Source organism: Rhodococcus sp. D-46, from assembly GCF_011290655.1.
Taxonomy (GTDB): Bacteria; Actinomycetota; Actinomycetes; order Mycobacteriales; family Mycobacteriaceae; genus Rhodococcus_F; species Rhodococcus_F qingshengii.
Genome location: NZ_JAANTF010000004.1, coordinates 510,485 through 526,014, shown reverse-complemented (window position 1 = coordinate 526,014; position 15,530 = coordinate 510,485). Strand labels below are relative to the sequence as shown.

At 62.8% G+C, this 15,530-nt stretch carries 16 protein-coding genes; 11 read left to right on the top strand and 5 right to left on the bottom strand.

Features of this window, described 5'->3' with window-relative positions; genetic code table 11:
- Positions 1-103: 103 nt before the first annotated feature.
- The 5 genes from G9U53_RS13185 (at position 104) to G9U53_RS13165 (ending at position 5,880) form a co-directional block, all read left to right on the top strand.
- The gene (locus G9U53_RS13185; protein ID WP_075831971.1) at positions 104-1,183 is read left to right on the top strand and encodes a substrate-binding domain-containing protein; all 1,080 of its coding nucleotides are present in this window, start codon (positions 104-106) and stop codon (positions 1,181-1,183) included.
- Between the two features lie 122 nt (positions 1,184-1,305).
- Complete coding sequence (locus G9U53_RS13180) at positions 1,306-1,926, top strand: AmiS/UreI family transporter (RefSeq protein ID WP_003946099.1); 621 nt, start codon at positions 1,306-1,308, stop codon at positions 1,924-1,926.
- Positions 1,927-1,952: 26 nt separating this feature from the next.
- Positions 1,953-2,990 (top strand): aliphatic amidase, encoded by a 1,038-nt coding sequence (locus G9U53_RS13175; protein WP_003946093.1) that lies wholly within the window; start codon positions 1,953-1,955, stop codon positions 2,988-2,990.
- Between the two features lie 10 nt (positions 2,991-3,000).
- Positions 3,001-4,059 (top strand): AAA family ATPase, encoded by a 1,059-nt coding sequence (locus G9U53_RS13170; protein WP_007732419.1) that lies wholly within the window; start codon positions 3,001-3,003, stop codon positions 4,057-4,059.
- 135 nt (positions 4,060-4,194) lie between these two features.
- Positions 4,195-5,880 (top strand): membrane protein, encoded by a 1,686-nt coding sequence (locus tag G9U53_RS13165; RefSeq protein WP_047270014.1) that lies wholly within the window; start codon positions 4,195-4,197, stop codon positions 5,878-5,880.
- Positions 5,881-5,935: 55 nt separating this feature from the next.
- Here the strand turns inward: G9U53_RS13165 and G9U53_RS13160 are convergent, their stop codons facing one another.
- Positions 5,936-7,327 (bottom strand): MFS transporter, encoded by a 1,392-nt coding sequence (locus G9U53_RS13160; RefSeq protein WP_165638761.1) that lies wholly within the window; start codon positions 7,325-7,327, stop codon positions 5,936-5,938.
- A 257-nt stretch (positions 7,328-7,584) separates the two neighbouring features.
- Here G9U53_RS13160 and nhaA point away from each other — a divergent pair, with 257 nt between their 5' ends.
- Genes nhaA through G9U53_RS13145 form a run of 3 tightly spaced genes read left to right on the top strand, consistent with a single transcriptional unit; the run spans position 7,585 to position 10,292 of the window.
- The gene (gene nhaA / locus G9U53_RS13155; RefSeq protein WP_039973295.1) at positions 7,585-8,835 is read left to right on the top strand and encodes a Na+/H+ antiporter NhaA; all 1,251 of its coding nucleotides are present in this window, start codon (positions 7,585-7,587) and stop codon (positions 8,833-8,835) included.
- The gene (locus G9U53_RS13150) at positions 8,832-9,341 is read left to right on the top strand and encodes a phage holin family protein (protein WP_007732413.1); all 510 of its coding nucleotides are present in this window, start codon (positions 8,832-8,834) and stop codon (positions 9,339-9,341) included. Before nhaA ends, G9U53_RS13150 begins: the two co-directional genes overlap by 4 nt.
- Before the next feature lie 15 nt (positions 9,342-9,356).
- Complete coding sequence (locus tag G9U53_RS13145; RefSeq protein WP_007732412.1) at positions 9,357-10,292, top strand: alpha/beta hydrolase; 936 nt, start codon at positions 9,357-9,359, stop codon at positions 10,290-10,292.
- A 3-nt stretch (positions 10,293-10,295) separates the two neighbouring features.
- Here the strand turns inward: G9U53_RS13145 and G9U53_RS13140 are convergent, their stop codons facing one another.
- The 4 genes from G9U53_RS13140 to nth are packed head-to-tail and all read right to left on the bottom strand — an operon-like array spanning position 10,296 to position 13,644.
- Positions 10,296-11,486 (bottom strand): MarP family serine protease, encoded by a 1,191-nt coding sequence (locus G9U53_RS13140; RefSeq protein ID WP_003946095.1) that lies wholly within the window; start codon positions 11,484-11,486, stop codon positions 10,296-10,298.
- Entirely contained in the window at positions 11,483-12,202 is a 720-nt protein-coding gene (locus G9U53_RS13135; protein ID WP_007732411.1) for a CoA pyrophosphatase, read from the bottom strand. Before G9U53_RS13135 ends, G9U53_RS13140 begins: the two co-directional genes overlap by 4 nt.
- Positions 12,199-12,852: a TlpA disulfide reductase family protein gene (locus G9U53_RS13130; protein WP_003943500.1), complete on the bottom strand. Its 654-nt coding sequence runs from the start codon at positions 12,850-12,852 to the stop codon at positions 12,199-12,201. Before G9U53_RS13130 ends, G9U53_RS13135 begins: the two co-directional genes overlap by 4 nt.
- Before the next feature lie 6 nt (positions 12,853-12,858).
- Complete coding sequence (gene nth / locus G9U53_RS13125) at positions 12,859-13,644, bottom strand: endonuclease III (protein WP_003943471.1); 786 nt, start codon at positions 13,642-13,644, stop codon at positions 12,859-12,861.
- An 80-nt stretch (positions 13,645-13,724) separates the two neighbouring features.
- Here nth and G9U53_RS13120 point away from each other — a divergent pair, with 80 nt between their 5' ends.
- The 3 genes from G9U53_RS13120 to G9U53_RS13110 all read left to right on the top strand — a co-directional run bounded on the left by G9U53_RS13120 (position 13,725) and on the right by G9U53_RS13110 (position 15,528).
- On the top strand, positions 13,725-13,997 hold the full coding sequence (locus G9U53_RS13120) for a hypothetical protein (RefSeq protein WP_019746620.1): 273 nt from the start codon (positions 13,725-13,727) through the stop codon (positions 13,995-13,997).
- Positions 13,998-14,252: 255 nt separating this feature from the next.
- Positions 14,253-14,927: a Crp/Fnr family transcriptional regulator gene (locus tag G9U53_RS13115; protein WP_003943506.1), complete on the top strand. Its 675-nt coding sequence runs from the start codon at positions 14,253-14,255 to the stop codon at positions 14,925-14,927.
- Positions 14,928-15,057: 130 nt separating this feature from the next.
- Complete coding sequence (locus G9U53_RS13110) at positions 15,058-15,528, top strand: nuclear transport factor 2 family protein (RefSeq protein ID WP_007732407.1); 471 nt, start codon at positions 15,058-15,060, stop codon at positions 15,526-15,528.
- Positions 15,529-15,530: the final 2 nt, after the last annotated feature.

Below are 15,530 nucleotides of genomic sequence, written 5' to 3'. Positions count from 1 at the left end.
CGCTCCCCCGCTGTTGCGCAGTTCACACTTCTCGGGCAATACTTTCAAATGAAATGATAGTAACCCAGGCCAGGCCGCTGACTCCCGATTCCGGCGGCGACGCATGAGCGCTACCGGCGCGCTCGAACGCGCGCGTAGCGCGGTGTGGCGCCTGGGCATGGTGGTTCCCCTTCAGGGGCCGGCCGGACTGTTCGGCCCCTCCTGCGAAGCAATCAGCGAGTTGGCCGCCCGCGACCTCAACAACTCCGGTGGCGTGCTGGGACGCGAAGTCCAGATCGAAGTGATCGACGGCGGCGCTTCGCCGAGCGTCGTCGCCGCCAGCGTGGGACAACTACTCGACGCAGGCGACATCGACGCCGTCAGCGGTTGGCACATCTCCTCTGTCCGCCACGCTCTTGCACCCGTGGTCGCGGACCGCATTCCGTACTCGTACACCTCGCTCTACGAGGGCGGCGAGGTCAGGTCCGGCATCTACTGCTCCGGCGAAACACCACGGCAGCAGATCGCGCCGGCGCTGAAGTGGCTGCGCGACAACGTCGGAGCGCGTAAGTGGTTTGTCGTCGGGGACGACTACATCTGGCCGCACAGCTCTCTCGGAGCCGTGAGGCAATTCGCCACCGAACTCGATCTCAGCCTTGTCGGCGGTTCGTTTGTCGACCTGGGGCGCGGCAACATGAAACAACTGGTCGAGACCGTCTCGAACTCCGGTTGCGACGGCGTGATCATGCTCCTCGTCGGCCAGGACGCCGTCGATTTCAACCGCGCCTTCGCCCGCCGCGGCCTCGACGAGTCGATGATCCGGTTCAGCCCGTTGATGGAAGAGAACATGCTGCTCGCGAGCGGGCCGAGGGCAACCCGCAACCTGTTTGCCTCCGCCGCGTACTTCCGTTCGATGGTCGACGGCAACTCCATGGATCTTCTCGGGCGCTACGTTGCACTGCACGGCGCGCACGCTCCGGCGCTGAACAATGCCGCCGAATCGTGTTACGAAGGGATACATACCCTTTCGGCCCTGGTGCGGCGCGCCGACAGCACTCATCCGCGTGACCTGGACGCCGTCGTCGAGGGTGCCGCGTACGACGGGCCTCGCGGAACCGTCGAGTTTCGTGATCGTGTTGCACGGCAGAAGATTCAGCTCGCCGTCGCCGACGGACTCGACTTCTCGATCATCGCAACGCTCTGAGATTTTCCCTGAGATCTCCCTCTTGACTTCTGTGGCGCGCATCACTTAGTTTCATTTGGAATCATTTCATTTGAAAGTAACCCGTTCCGCAGTAACCGTCCCGAAGTAACCGGAGGTGCCCGATGGGCAGTGTTGGTTTGCTTTACGTGGGAGCCGTCCTCTTCGTCAACGGACTGATGCTGCTCGGCACAGTTCCCGTTCGATCCGCCTCGGTCCTCAACCTCTTCGTCGGCGCACTTCAATGCGTCGTCCCCACCGTCATGTTGATTCAGGCTCAGGGAGATTCGAGTGCCGTCCTGGCGGCCTCAGGGCTCTATCTGTTCGGATTCACCTATCTCTACGTGGGCATCAGCAATCTCGCCGGCTTCGAGCCGGAAGGAATCGGGTGGTTCTCGCTGTTCGTCGCGTGCGCCGCGCTCGTGTACTCCTTCCTCTCTTTCACCGTGAGCAACGACCCCGTCTTCGGGGTCATCTGGCTCGCATGGGCAGCGCTGTGGACGCTGTTCTTCCTGGTACTCGGGCTCGGCCGCGAGAATCTCAGTCGCTTCACCGGCTGGGCAGCGGTCCTCCTGAGCCAGCCCACGTGCACGGTCCCCGCATTTCTGATCCTGACCGACAACTTCCACACCACACCCGCCGTCGCGGCCGGTTGGGCCGGAGCGCTTCTGGTTCTCCTGGGCCTGGCCAAGATCCTCGCTGCACCCAAAACCGCAGTACCCCAATCCCGTCCAGTCTTCAACTGATCGACACAACCAAGGAGTGAAAGACAATGCGACACGGTGACATCTCCTCGAGCAACGACACGGTCGGCGTAGCAGTGGTCAACTACAAGATGCCCCGCCTGCACGATCGCGCCGGCGTCCTCGAGAACGCGCGCAAGATCGCCGACATGATGATCGGCATGAAGACCGGCCTCCCCGGAATGGATCTGGTGGTCTTCCCCGAATACTCCACGCAGGGAATCATGTACAACGAAGAGGAGATGTACGCGACAGCAGCCACCATCCCGGGCGACGAGACCGCGATCTTCTCCGCAGCGTGCCGCGAAGCCGACACGTGGGGAATCTTCTCCATCACCGGCGAACAGCACGAAGACCACCCGAACAAGCCCCCGTACAACACGTTGATCCTCATCGACAACAAGGGCGAGATCGTTCAGAGGTACCGAAAGATCCTGCCCTGGTGCCCCATCGAAGGGTGGTACCCGGGAGACACGACGTATGTCACCGAAGGCCCGAAGGGGCTGAAGATCTCGCTCATCATCTGCGACGACGGCAACTACCCGGAGATCTGGCGCGACTGCGCGATGAAGGGTGCGGAACTGATCGTCCGTTGCCAGGGATACATGTACCCCGCCAAGGACCAGCAGGTAATGATGTCCAAGGCAATGGCCTGGGCCAACAATTGTTATGTGGCAGTTGCCAATGCGGCCGGATTCGACGGCGTCTACTCCTACTTCGGACACTCCGCGATCATCGGATTCGACGGCCGGACGCTGGGTGAAACCGGCGAAGAAGAATACGGAATCCAGTACGCGCAGCTTTCCGTCTCAGCCATTCGCGACGCACGCGAGAACGATCAGTCCCAGAACCACATCTTCAAACTCCTCCATCGCGGCTACTCCGGTGTCCACGCAGCAGGTGACGGAGACAAGGGCGTCGCGGACTGCCCGTTCGAGTTCTACAAGCTGTGGGTCACCGACGCCCAGAAGGCTCAGGAACGCGTCGAGGCCATCACCCGAGACACAGTGGGTGTAGCGGATTGTCGCGTCGGAAACCTGCCGGTCGAGAAGACAATCGAAGCGTAAGGATCTCACTGTGCCTTATATCACCGACATGCTCCATGACCGGAACAGTGCAGCAGCACCACCGCCGGCCGAGGAACGAACCGAACCCGTACCGGTCGGGGCCTTCGACGCTCGCAAGCTCTCGAAAGCCCTGAGTTCCAAGATCGTCGGACAACAGGCCGCCGTCGACGCAGTGGTTCGTGCGATTTCGATCGCGCATGTCGGTGCCACGGATCCGACGCGTCCGCTCGCAAACATCCTTCTCGTTGGCCCGACCGGCGTCGGAAAGACGGAATTGGTGCGGCGCGTGGCCGCAGAACTACGGTCAGGACCCGATGATCTGTGCCGCATCGACATGAATGCTCTTGCGCAAGAGCATTATGCGGCGTCATTCTCCGGGGCTCCACCTGGATATGCCGGTAGCAAGGAGTCCTTCACGCTGTTCGACAAGAACACCGTCGAGGGCGATCCGTACACCCCCGGAATCGTCCTGTTCGACGAAGTGGAGAAGGCCGACCCCACCGTGCTGCGTGCGCTCCTGCAGGTCCTCGACAACGGCGAACTCCGGTTGGCGAACGGTCAGCAGAAGATCTCGTTCCGCAACAGCTACGTGTTCCTGACCTCGAATCTCGGCTCTGCTGCGGTGGCAGAACGTCGGCGCTCTCACCTGCGGCAGCTCGCCGATCGCGTCCGGATCGATCGACCGCGCCATGGTCATCATCTGGTGCAACGCGCGTTGGAGAAGTTCTTCGACCCCGAATTCTTCAACCGCATCGACGAAACCGTGATCCTCGACGAGTTCGACGAACAGACCGCGGAACAAGTGACCCGTCTCGAGATCGAACTGATCACGACTCGGTTGGCCAGGAGAGGCATCGACGTCGAGGTGGAGGACAGCGCCGTCGCCCTGTTGCAACGGCGCGGGTTCGACCCGGTGTACGGAGCACGTGGCCTGCGCCGGACCATCCGGAACGTTTTGGCCGACCCGGTGGCCGCCGCCGTTCTCGACCTTCGGCCGGTCGGGACGCAACCACTCGCCTTGCAGGCGCGGGCAGTTGGTGATCAGATACAGGTAAAGAAAGTCCCATGAGTGCTCGCTCACGTTGCGGATCGAATCCGCAACGTGGGCGACACATTTCAAACATGTCCGCGTAACGCCACCTCCCTAGGTTGGGTGCCTGCACCACAAAGTGCACATGCACAGGCACCCAGGGGAAGTGACGTCATGACAGCAGTGAACGAGCAGGTGTCCGCCGGCGCACCGGACAGGGCAGATCTCGGTGAGAATGCCGCACTGAAGGAGACTCTGGAGGACTACACCCTCCGATTTGCGCCACGCAGCTACCGCAAATGGGGAACCGGCGTCGTCGCGACCTCCGCGCTCGGCGGAATCGCGTATCTCGCAGACTTCTCGATCGGCGCCAACATCGGCATCTCGTACGGCACCGGTAACGCATTGCTGGGCATCGCCGTGTTTGCCGTCGTCATCATGGCGACCGGCTTCCCACTTGCCTACTATGCCGCGCGATACAATATCGACCTCGATTTGATCACTCGCGGAAGCGGTTTCGGCTACTACGGCTCGGTGGTCACCAACGTCATCTTCGCGACGTTCACCTTCATCTTCTTCGCGCTCGAAGGTTCCATCATGGCCCAGGGTTTGAAACTGGGGCTCGGGATCCCACTCTCGATCGGCTACGCGGTCTCGACCCTGATGGTCATTCCACTGGTCATCTACGGAATGAAGGCTCTGGCAAAGCTCCAAGTGTGGACGACGCCTCTGTGGCTCGTCATGATGGTGCTGCCGTTCCTGTATCTGCTGTTCAAGCACCCTGATTCGGTGAGCGCGTTCTTCGCCTTCGGCGGTGAGGACGGCGCAAACGGCAAGGGCGTCAACTTCGGATCGGTGATGCTGGCCGCGGGTGTCTGCTTGTCGCTGATCGCACAGATCGCCGAGCAGATCGACTACCTACGCTTCATGCCGCCCAAGACGCCGGAAAACACCCGCCGTTGGTGGGCTGCAGTAATTCTCGCCGGCCCCGGCTGGGTGATCTTCGGCGCGTTCAAGCAGATCGTCGGACTGTTCCTCGCCGTGTACATCATCGCGAACGTCGTCGACGGATCCTCGATCGCCAACCAGCCCGTGCACCAGTTCCTCGAGATCTACCAGGACATGATGCCTCACTGGCTGGCCATGACGCTGGCCGTGATCCTCGTGGTCATCAGCCAGATCAAGATCAACGTCACCAACGCGTACTCCGGCTCACTGGCCTGGACCAACTCGTACACCCGCGTCACCAAGACCTACCCCGGACGCATGGTCTTCGTTCTGGTCAACCTGGCGATCGCACTGATCTTGATGGAAGCCAACATGTTCGACTTCCTCAACACGATCCTCGGGTTCTACGCCAACTGCGGTATCGCCTGGGTCGTGGTCGTCGCCTCGGACATCGCGATCAACAAGTACTGGTTGAAGCTCTCCCCGAAAGTCCCCGAGTTCCGACGCGGGATGCTCTACGACGTCAACCCCGTCGGCTTCGTGTCGATGCTGCTGGCCGCGGGCATTTCGATCCTGGTGTTCTTCGGTGCTTTCGGTTCGGCGATCAAGCCGTTCTCCCCGATCGTCGCAATCGTCATCGCACTGGTGATGCCGCCGATCCTGGCCGTCGCCACCAAGGGAAAGTACTACCTACGACGCACCGACGACGGCATCGATCTGCCGATGTTCGACGAGTACGGGAACCCCTCCGGTGAAACGCTTCTGTGCTGCGTCAGCGGAATCGAATTCGAGCGTCCCGACATGCTCGCGTCGAACGTGCCCGGCCCGAACGGCGAGAAGCAGTACATCAGCTCCCTGGCCTTGAGCACCGACAAGACCGGTGAGCACGTCCTGCCTGCTCAGCTTCCCTGACAACTGCTGTGCGCCTTTATTAACCGCCGGGGGTTAATAAAGGCGCACAGCAGGGTTATGCCCCTACATCGTCGAGCGACTCACCCTTCGTCTCACGCATGACCAGCAGCGCGACAAAAGTCAGCGTCGCCGCTACGAGAAGATAGATGCCGACCCAACCGACGCCGTAGTTCTTCGCGAGGTAGACGGCGATGAACGGCGCCACCGCTGCGCCCAGAATACTGGCCGTGTTGTACGCGATTCCCGAGCCCGTGTAGCGGACGTTGGTCGGGAAGAGTTCCGGGAGAACGGCACTCATCGGGCCGAAGGTCAGGCCCATGAGCAGCATGCCCACGATGAGGAACGCCAACATGCGACCGTCGTTCATTCCGTCCGGTTCGAGGAAGACACCGAAGGTCAAGCCGAACACCATGATCAGACCGGTGATGATCAGCAAGGTGATACGACGCCCGTAACGGTCGGCGAGCCAACCCGAGACCGGCACGGCGGCAGCGAAGAACACGACTGCGATCAACTGCAGGACAAGGAAATCGGTGTACTTGAAGCCCGCACCGGTTCCACCGTCGGCCGGCGTCTTGCCGGTTCCGTGGCTGAGAACCCAGGTGGTCATGATGTAGAACAGCGTGTACGTCGCGAGCATCACGAACGTACCGACGATCAGCTGACGCCAGCTGGTCTTGAACACCTCGGCCACCGGAGTCTTGACCTTCTCGCCGCGCTCGACTGCACGCGCGAACACCGGGGTTTCTTCGAGCTTGAGCCGGACGTACAGGCCGATCATCACCATGATTGCGCTGAGCAGGAACGGAATTCGCCATCCCCAACTCAGGAAGGCACCCTCGAGGTCCGGGCTGGAATTGTCGTGGTTCATGAACAACGTGATGATCAGGAACAGTCCGTTGGCCATGAAGAAGCCGATGGGCGCACCGAGTTGCGGCCACATCGCCGCCCAGGCCCGCTTGCCTTCCTTGGCCGTCTCGGTTGCGAGCAGAGCCGCGCCCGACCATTCGCCGCCGAGTCCGAGGCCCTGGCAGAAACGCATGAGCGCCAACAGCGCCGGGGCCAGTAGACCGATCTGGTGATAAGTGGGCAGCAGTCCGATGAGGAAGGTCGCTATGCCCATCGTCAGCAGCGAGCCGACCAGAGTTGCCTTGCGTCCGACGCGGTCACCGAAGTGCCCGAAGAGAATCGAGCCGAGGGGACGGGCGACAAACGCGAGTCCGAACGTCGCCAACGACGCGAGAAGCGCGGTGGTGTCGTTGCCCTTCGGGAAGAACAGGTGCGGGAACACCGATACTGCCGCTGTTGCATAGATGTAGAAGTCGTAGAACTCGATGGACGTACCCACCATGCTGGCAACCACGATTCGGCTGCGCGGCACTCCGGCGACGGTATCTGCGTGGCCGCCCTCCGGCTTGGGTGGATTCTCACTGACTGACGTGCTCAAAACATGCTCCTGCGCCGTTATACGAAAGATGTCCAATTGGTGGGATAGTGTCCCAATCAGTAGGAATTGAACACCCGCGGGGTTTTCCGACGCAAATTCGGTTCGCGAATTCGGCTCAGCGGGCAATCCGCGATAAAATTCCGTAAAGGTGAGCCGGGAAGTCTGGTCGGCACGTGCATTCGATGCGTCACAACGTCGATCACGTTCATGTCTGTTGCATCCGAATTCGGTTGCACGAACAAAGGTCGTCCCCACGCGTGATCTCCACCCTGCGTTCCGAACTGTCCCGCTACCTCCGCACCGAAACGGTGGGCGGATCGATCCTCCTGATCGCTGCCGCCCTCGCTCTGATCTGGGTGAACTCTCCTTTCGGTGAGAGCTACATCGCACTACGTGACTTCCAGATCGGTCCGTCCGCACTCCATCTCGACCTCAGCTTGGGCACGTGGGCGCAGGACGGACTGCTTGCCGTCTTCTTCTTCGTCGCCGGCCTCGAACTCAAACGTGAACTGGTGGTCGGCGAACTCGCGGACCGCAAAGCCGCGATGCTCCCGATCATCGCGGCGTGCGGCGGCGTCCTGGTCCCCGCGATCATCGCGGCGTCCATCGGCTTCGGCACGCCCGGCATGGACAAGGGCTGGGCCATTCCCGTCGCGACGGACATCGCTTTTGCCCTCGGCGTGCTCGCGCTGACCGGCTCGAAGATCCCGGCGAGCGCCCGAGTTTTCCTGCTCAGCCTGGCCGTCGTCGACGATCTGCTCGCGATCATCCTCATCGCCGTACTGTTCACCGGTTCCCTCGCGATGTTGTGGCTGCTGACCGCGGCCGCAGCCCTGGCTGCCTACGCCTACGCCCAACACAAACGCATCACGACGCCGTTCCTCTACGTCCCGCTGGCACTACTGACCTGGTACGCGATGCACGAAGCGGGGATACACGCCACACTCGCGGGCGTCGCGCTCGGCTTACTCACCCGGGTGAGGCGCGATCCGGACGAGGAGTACGCGCCCGGTAGCCGTCTCGAGCACCGTATTCAGCCTTACTCCGCAGGCTTCTGTGTCCCCGTCTTCGCACTGTTCGCCTCCGGTGTTCCGATCAACGCGGCGGTGCTCGGCGACATTTTCACCGACCCAGTCGGGCAATCGGTCGTCGTCGGTCTTCTGGTCGGCAAAACCGTCGGAATCTTCGGAATTTCCCTGCTCGCGATCAAATTGGGGATAGCAACCAAACCCAAGACACTGGAATTGAGAGACATGTTTGCCCTCTCAGTTCTCGGTGGCATCGGGTTCACCGTTAGCCTGCTTGTAGCAGACCTCGCATTGGACGGGGTCGGCGATGGTAGCGAGGCCGAGATAGCGAAGGCCGCAGTTCTCGTGACATCGTTGGTGGCATCGCTGATCGGATCAGCGCTGCTGTGGCGACGTGGACGAGTTCATGCGGCTCGAGACGACGCTTCCACCGCCATTGCCACGGACGCGAGAGAACTACCTGGAGAGGTCGACAAGTGAGCTTGACCAACGGAGAGAGCCAGCGCTTCACCGGAGATGGAGTACCGAACACGGTCTCTTCCATCCCTCTCACCGATGTGGACGCCCGCACGCCGGGCGAGGCCACCATCGGGGCCCTCGTCAAGGACGCGACCGCACAGGTCTCCACCCTCGTGCGCGCCGAGGTCGAACTTGCCAAGGCCGAGGTGACGGGCGAGGTCAAGAAGGGTCTGCAGGGCAGCGTCTTCTTCATCCTGGCCTTCACTGTTCTGCTGTTCAGCTCGTTCTTCTTCTTTTTCTTCCTGGCCGAGATGCTCGACACCTGGGTGCCGCGCTGGCTGGCGTTCCTCATCGTCTTCCTGATCATGGTGGTGACCACCGCGATTCTGGCGCTGCTCGGTTATCTGCGCGTGCGCAAGTTGAGGGCTCCGGAGAAGACGATCGAATCGCTCAAGCAGGCCAAGAACGTCATCCCCGGCAGCCATGACGACGCAAAGCCGTCGGTCGATTTCAACGCGCGCCGGTAGCGAGTCTGATCGAAAGTGGCAGCCCCAGATCCATCCACCGTCAGGTTCGACGGCCCCTGGATTCACCGGGACATTCACGCCAACGGCATCCGGTTTCACGTCGTCGAGGTAGGCGACGCGGAGCCGGATGCTCCGTTGGTGGTGCTTCTGCACGGATTCGCCGATTTCTGGTGGTCCTGGCGCCATCAATTGACGGCACTGTCCGAGCAGGGCTTCCGCGTCGTCGCGATGGACCTTCGTGGGTACGGCGATTCCGACAAGCCCCCTCGCGGCTACGACGGTTGGACGCTCGCCGGTGACGTAGCCGGCCTCATTCGTGCGATGGGTTACGGCAAGGCCACGCTGATCGGTCATGCCGACGGCGGGTTGGTGTGCTGGGCGACCGCGCTCCTGCATCCACGCCTGGTGCGGTCGATCGCGCTGATCTCGTCTCCACACCCGATGGCGCTCAAGAAAGCAGTCGTCCGCGACCCCTATCAGCGCCGCGCGCTTTTGCCCTCGTTCCTGGCCTACCAGGTACCGCTACGCCCGGAACGTCGGTTGACGGCCGACAACGGCGCCGAAGTGGAGCGTCTGGTTCGCTCGCGGTCCGGCCCCACCTGGCCGCAGCAACCCGAATTCGCAGACGTCATGAGCAAGATGCGGTCCGCGATCCGGATCCCGGGCGTCGCGCATTCCACGTTGGAGTACCAGCGTTGGGCCTTCCGCAGCCAGCTCCGCCCCGAGGGCCGACGTTTCATGCGTTTGATGGATCAGGTTCTTCGCATTCCGATCGTCCAGATTCACGGCGAACTCGACCCGTACGTGCTCACCCGTACCGTGCGTCGCGACAAGCACTGGGCTCCCGGCGAGAAACTGCGCACCATTGCCGGAGTCGGTCATTACGCGCATCAGGAAGCCCCCGAGCGCGTCAATCGCGAACTCGGGGACTTCCTCCTTACGGAGAAGTGACCGCTACAGGATGCACGCGCCCGTCGGTACGGGCGTCGATGCCGAGGCAGCCGCGTTCAACTGGCGCGAGACTTCCTGCGCGGTGAGGACGAATCCGGTGTCACTGTCGTCGACGGCAGCGCCGAACACGACGCCGAGGACCCGCCCCTGATCGTCGACCATCGGTCCACCCGAGTTGCCCTGCCGGATGGATCCGCGGACGGTGTAGACCTCACGCTGGGTGGTTCCGGCCTTGTAGATGTCCGGCCCGTTCAGGTTGAGGACCTCACGAACGCGGGCTGCGCTGGCCGTGTACGGACCACCGCCGGGGTAACCGAGCACCAACGCGTTGTCACCGGTCCGAGCCTGCTCCGGAGCGAACGGCAGCACCGGCGCGTCCAATCCGGGAACCGCCAGAATCGCGATGTCCACGGCGGAGTCGAAGAGAACCACCTGCGCGGGCAGTGCGCCTTCCATGGTGTCCACGGTGATGCTCTCGGTTCCGGCAACCACGTGGGCGTTGGTCATGACGCGTTCGGGGGCGACGATAAATCCGGATCCCTCGAGCGCGCGCTGGCAACTCGGTGCGACGCCGTTGATGCGGAGAACACTCGGACGCAACTGCGCCGCCAACGGACTGGCGAGAACGCTCGCGTCGGGTGCTTCGACCTCGGTGATGGGCGTGCGCCCGAACGGGCCGATGACGTCAGGCAGGCCGGAGGTGTCGAGCAGCGCCGAGAACTCGGTCGGGATGCGGCGCAGCCACTGCGGCGCCACTTCGTCCACGCTGGCGAGAACGTCCGAACCACGAACAGCGGCGGCAATGTTCGGCTGCGACGAGGAAGTGAGCGGAATCGCGAGCAACCACGCCGCGACCACGACAGCCACCGCCTGTAGACCCGCACCGATGACGCTGTCGACGGATCGCGCCGTCGGACTGTGCATTCCGCTGCGCGCCGCGCGTCCGAGCACCATGCCGGCGACCTCGCCGATGATGACCAACACGACGATCAGCGAGATGCCCGCGAGGATTCGCAGCTTGCCTTCGGTGACGTGCACGAGCAGGTGCGGCGCCAACAGAATCCCGGCGACGGCACCGAGGATCACGCCGACGAACGCCAGCGCCGACGCCACCGCTCCCTGACGCCATCCGGACGTGGCCGCGATGAGGGCGACCAGAACGATGGCGATGTCCACCCAACGAGAACCTGTCATCGCGGCACCGCCGAATCCTCGACACCTTCACCGAACTCGGACAGCGCTGTGTCCAGGTCTCTCACGTCCTCGTAGTTCCACGGAATCTCCCAGCCCGACACCGTGAACAGCGCCGCGAGGATTCCTGCTGTGAACCCCCAGACCAGCATGCCGTCGGCGCGGAACGCCGGGCCCTGGTACCCGAGGGGATGTCGAACCTGAAACCGGTTGTCTGGGTCGAGCAACGTGCGCAGCGGCACCCTGGCCACCCGTCCGACCTCGCCCTCGTCCTGAATGCCCACCGTCGTCGGCTGCTCCCAGTAGCCGAGCACCGGCGTCACGTCGAAACCCGACGGCGGGATGAAGATCTCCGGCAGCACGGTGAGCGGCTGAACTCCGCTCGGATCGAGCCCGGTCTCTTCCTGAGCTTCACGCAGCGCGGTGCCGACGGGGCCGTCGTCGCCCGGGTCGGCGGCGCCGCCCGGGAATGCGACCTGTCCGCTGTGCTGACGCATCGTCGACGCCCGTTGGGTCAGCAGGACGTCTGCGCCCTCCGGCAAGCCGCCGACGGCGAGAGGGTCGGCCTCACGCGGTCCGCCGAAGAGCACGAGCACCGCGGCCGGACGCGTCACGGTGCCGCGCGGCGCGCGACGCTCGAGGACTGGGTTGATCCGATGGGGATCGGTGGGCTGGGTGCTGGCGACAGCGCGCAACCACTCGGGAACCGGTGTACTCATACGACGACTCCCAGATATTGCGCCGCAGCGGCGGCGATCTCGTCCGCACTGCGGAAGGGTTGGGGCAAGACCTTGGCGACTGTTCCATCCGCGCGCACGAGCACCGACACCGGCAGCACCGGCGGTGCGCCCACTGCGATCCGTACCTTGCCGTCACCGTCCTGGACGCCGGGCAAACGCACCGAGTAGTCGATGAGTCGCGTCAAAGCGTTCTCCTGATTCGGATCCGAATGCACGGTCAGCACGTTGATGCTGCCGTCGGCGCGCTCCGCGAATTCCTGAAGGTACGGAAGCTCTTCGGCGCATGGCGCGCACCAGTACGCCCACAGATTGAGCAGAGTCGGCTTTCCGCCCACCGCTGCGGCAAGGTCGACGGGCGCTCCGTCGGAGACGCAGTCGAGGGTGATTCCGGCGAGAGCCGAGCCGGCAGGCGCTTCGCCGGTCGGAGTCGGGCAGGAGGCCAGAGCCGCCTGGCTACGGAGTTGATCGAGCGATTCCGACGACGGAGTGAACGTCGGCGGCTGATACGCGGACGAGGACGGGCCCGTCGAGGTGGGCGTCGTGTCGTCTCCTCCGCGCGGCCAGATCGCCACGACGAGAGCCGCGACGACCACGAGCGCAGCGAGAGACCATCTTCCGGCACTTGTCATCGGTGATCACAACCCTGCCAGGGCGAGCAGATGATCGGTCTCGGGGCCTTTCACCAGGGCCGCGGCCTCGGTTTTGTCGGTCGGGCCGAGACCGTACGACGGGCAGTCCTTGGCCAGAACACACACACCGCATGCGGGCTTGCGCGCGTGGCAGACCCGTCGGCCGTGAAAGATCACGCGATGCGAGAGCAGAGTCCATTCCTTACGTTCGATCAGTGCCCCGACGGCGTGTTCCACCTTGACGGCATCTTCTTCCTCGGTCCACTTCCACCGACGCACGAGCCGACCGAAGTGGGTGTCGACGGTGATTCCCGGAATGTCGAAGGCATTGCCCAGCACGACGTTCGCGGTCTTGCGTCCGATGCCTGGGAGTTTCACCAGATCTTCGAGCTTGTTCGGGACCTGCCCGTCGTGGCGTTCGAGTAGCGCCTGACCGAGTCCGATCAGCGACGTCGTCTTGTTCCGGTAGAAGCCGGTGGAGCGGATGTACTCCTCGAGTTCGGTCCGATCGGCTTCCGCGTATGCCTTTGCGTCGGGATAACGGGCGAAGAGTGCCGGCGTGACCATGTTGACGCGGACGTCGGTGCATTGCGCCGACAGGATTGTCGCCACTGCCAGTTCCAACGGAGTCGTGAAGTCGAGTTCGCAGTACACGTGTGGGAAAGCCACAGCGAGCTCACGATTCATCCGACGCGCCCGGCGTACCAATCCGAGGTGTGATTCTTCCTTCCGCGCACCCCCCGAACGCGGTTTCTTCCGCTGCTCTGAACTGCCTGTCGGGGTGGTCTGCACTCAGACAACTGTACGGATACGACATGAGTGGAGACTCCGTCGTGTCGATTCTGAGACCTTCGACGTGTTTACTTCCCCCTATGCAAGGACTCGCAGTAATTCTCTTTCCGCTACTGCTTATGCTCTTTGCCCTGGCGATGGAACGAGTCGAAGGGCGATTGCGTCGGCTCTCGGTCCAAGAGCATGAAGTAGAAGACTTCCTCGACCAGGCAAGTCACGACGACGTCGCCCGCCTGGCAAGCGATGGGTTTCCCCATGCGTTCGCCCGCTTCCACCGGAAGCGTAAGGGCCGTCAGTCGGAGGCTCCCGAGAGCGCCAGCCTGGGCGAAATCCGGACACAACGGGCAAGTTGACGGCCATACAAAGTAGTCACCGCAGCAGATTCCGGAAGAATTTTCGGCTCTTACGTGGCATCAATCACTCGTCGCGAGCTAACGGGACGTAGACTTCGATGCCGTACCTGTTGCATTGAACACAGATTGCATTGGACACAGTGTCTCACTCATGAGGGCTGAGCCTGTGTACGACGGTTTGTGCGCAGCGCGGGTACAAAGATAGATAGCGCAAAAATGACACCACAAACGAACAAATCCCAACAAGGAGCGCACGTGGACGACGTCCTGGCAAGAGCCGGCATCTTCCAAGGAGTCGAGCCCTCAGCGGTAGCGGCGCTGACAAAGCAGCTGCAGCCCGTCGACTTCCCCCGTGGACATGTCATCTTCAACGAAGGTGAACCCGGTGACCGCCTGTACATCATCGTGTCCGGCAAGGTGAAGATCGGTCGACGCTCACCCGACGGTCGCGAGAACCTGCTGACGATCATGGGCCCGTCCGACATGTTCGGCGAACTGTCCATCTTCGACCCCGGCCCCCGCACCTCGACGGCTACGACCGTCACCGAGGTTCGCGCCGTGAGCATGGACCGCGACGCTCTCAAGGCATGGATCCAGCAGCGCCCCGAGATCGCCGAGCAGCTTCTGCGCGTTCTCGCCCGCCGTCTGCGTCGTACCAACAACACCCTGGCCGACCTGATCTTCACGGACGTTCCCGGCCGTGTCGCCAAGGCGCTCCTGCAGCTCGCGCAGCGCTTCGGCACTCAGGAAGGTGGCGCCCTGCGCGTCACTCACGACCTCACGCAGGAAGAGATCGCCCAGCTCGTCGGCGCTTCCCGCGAGACCGTCAACAAGGCGCTCGCCGATTTCGCACACCGCGGATGGCTTCGCCTCGAAGGCAAGAGCGTCCTGATCTCGGATTCCGAGCGTCTCGCTCGTCGCGCGCGCTAGTTTCTTCCGGTTCGACTCTTTCGGCCGCTCCCGCTTCGGCGGGGGCGGCCGAAGTCGTTCACTGGACTCTTGTTGTACCTATCGGTAAAGTCTGTACCGATAGGTACACATCTGATCGAGAGGCCCCGCAATGACCGTCCGAGCACCGATTCCGCCCTTCACTCACGAAACTGCCGTCCAGAAGGTCCGCCTCGCCGAGGACGGATGGAACTCACGCGATCCGCACAAGGTGTCGCTGGCCTACACGCCGGACAGTTGGTGGCGTAATCGGTCGACGTTCGTCACCGGCCGATCCGAGATCGTCGAACTTCTGACCGAGAAGTGGACCCGCGAACTGGACTACCGGTTGATCAAAGAGTTGTGGGCACACAGCGACGACCGCATCGCAGTGCGATTCGCGTACGAGTGGCACGATCACGACGGGCAGTGGTTCCGCTCCTACGGCAACGAGAACTGGGAATTCGACGCCGACGGACTCATGCACCACCGTCATGCCAGCATCAACGACGTTCCCATCGAGGAGTCCGAGCGAAAGTTCTTCTGGGATCCGACCGGACCACGCCCGCACGATCATCCGGGCCTGAGCGAGTTGGGTCTGTGATG

What these genes read in the sequence shown, in the direction of transcription:
- G9U53_RS13185 (WP_075831971.1), top strand. Translation starts at nt 104, where the DNA reads ATGAGCGCTACCGGCGCGCTCGAACGCGCGCGTAGCGCGGTGTGGCGC.
- G9U53_RS13180 (WP_003946099.1), top strand. Translation starts at nt 1,306, where the DNA reads ATGGGCAGTGTTGGTTTGCTTTACGTGGGAGCCGTCCTCTTCGTCAAC.
- G9U53_RS13175 (WP_003946093.1), top strand. Translation starts at nt 1,953, where the DNA reads ATGCGACACGGTGACATCTCCTCGAGCAACGACACGGTCGGCGTAGCA.
- G9U53_RS13165 (WP_047270014.1), top strand. Translation starts at nt 4,195, where the DNA reads ATGACAGCAGTGAACGAGCAGGTGTCCGCCGGCGCACCGGACAGGGCA.
- G9U53_RS13140 (WP_003946095.1), bottom strand. Translation starts at nt 11,486, where the DNA reads ATGACAGGTTCTCGTTGGGTGGACATCGCCATCGTTCTGGTCGCCCTC.
- G9U53_RS13135 (WP_007732411.1), bottom strand. Translation starts at nt 12,202, where the DNA reads ATGAGTACACCGGTTCCCGAGTGGTTGCGCGCTGTCGCCAGCACCCAG.
- G9U53_RS13130 (WP_003943500.1), bottom strand. Translation starts at nt 12,852, where the DNA reads ATGACAAGTGCCGGAAGATGGTCTCTCGCTGCGCTCGTGGTCGTCGCG.
- G9U53_RS13120 (WP_019746620.1), top strand. Translation starts at nt 13,725, where the DNA reads ATGCAAGGACTCGCAGTAATTCTCTTTCCGCTACTGCTTATGCTCTTT.
- G9U53_RS13110 (WP_007732407.1), top strand. Translation starts at nt 15,058, where the DNA reads ATGACCGTCCGAGCACCGATTCCGCCCTTCACTCACGAAACTGCCGTC.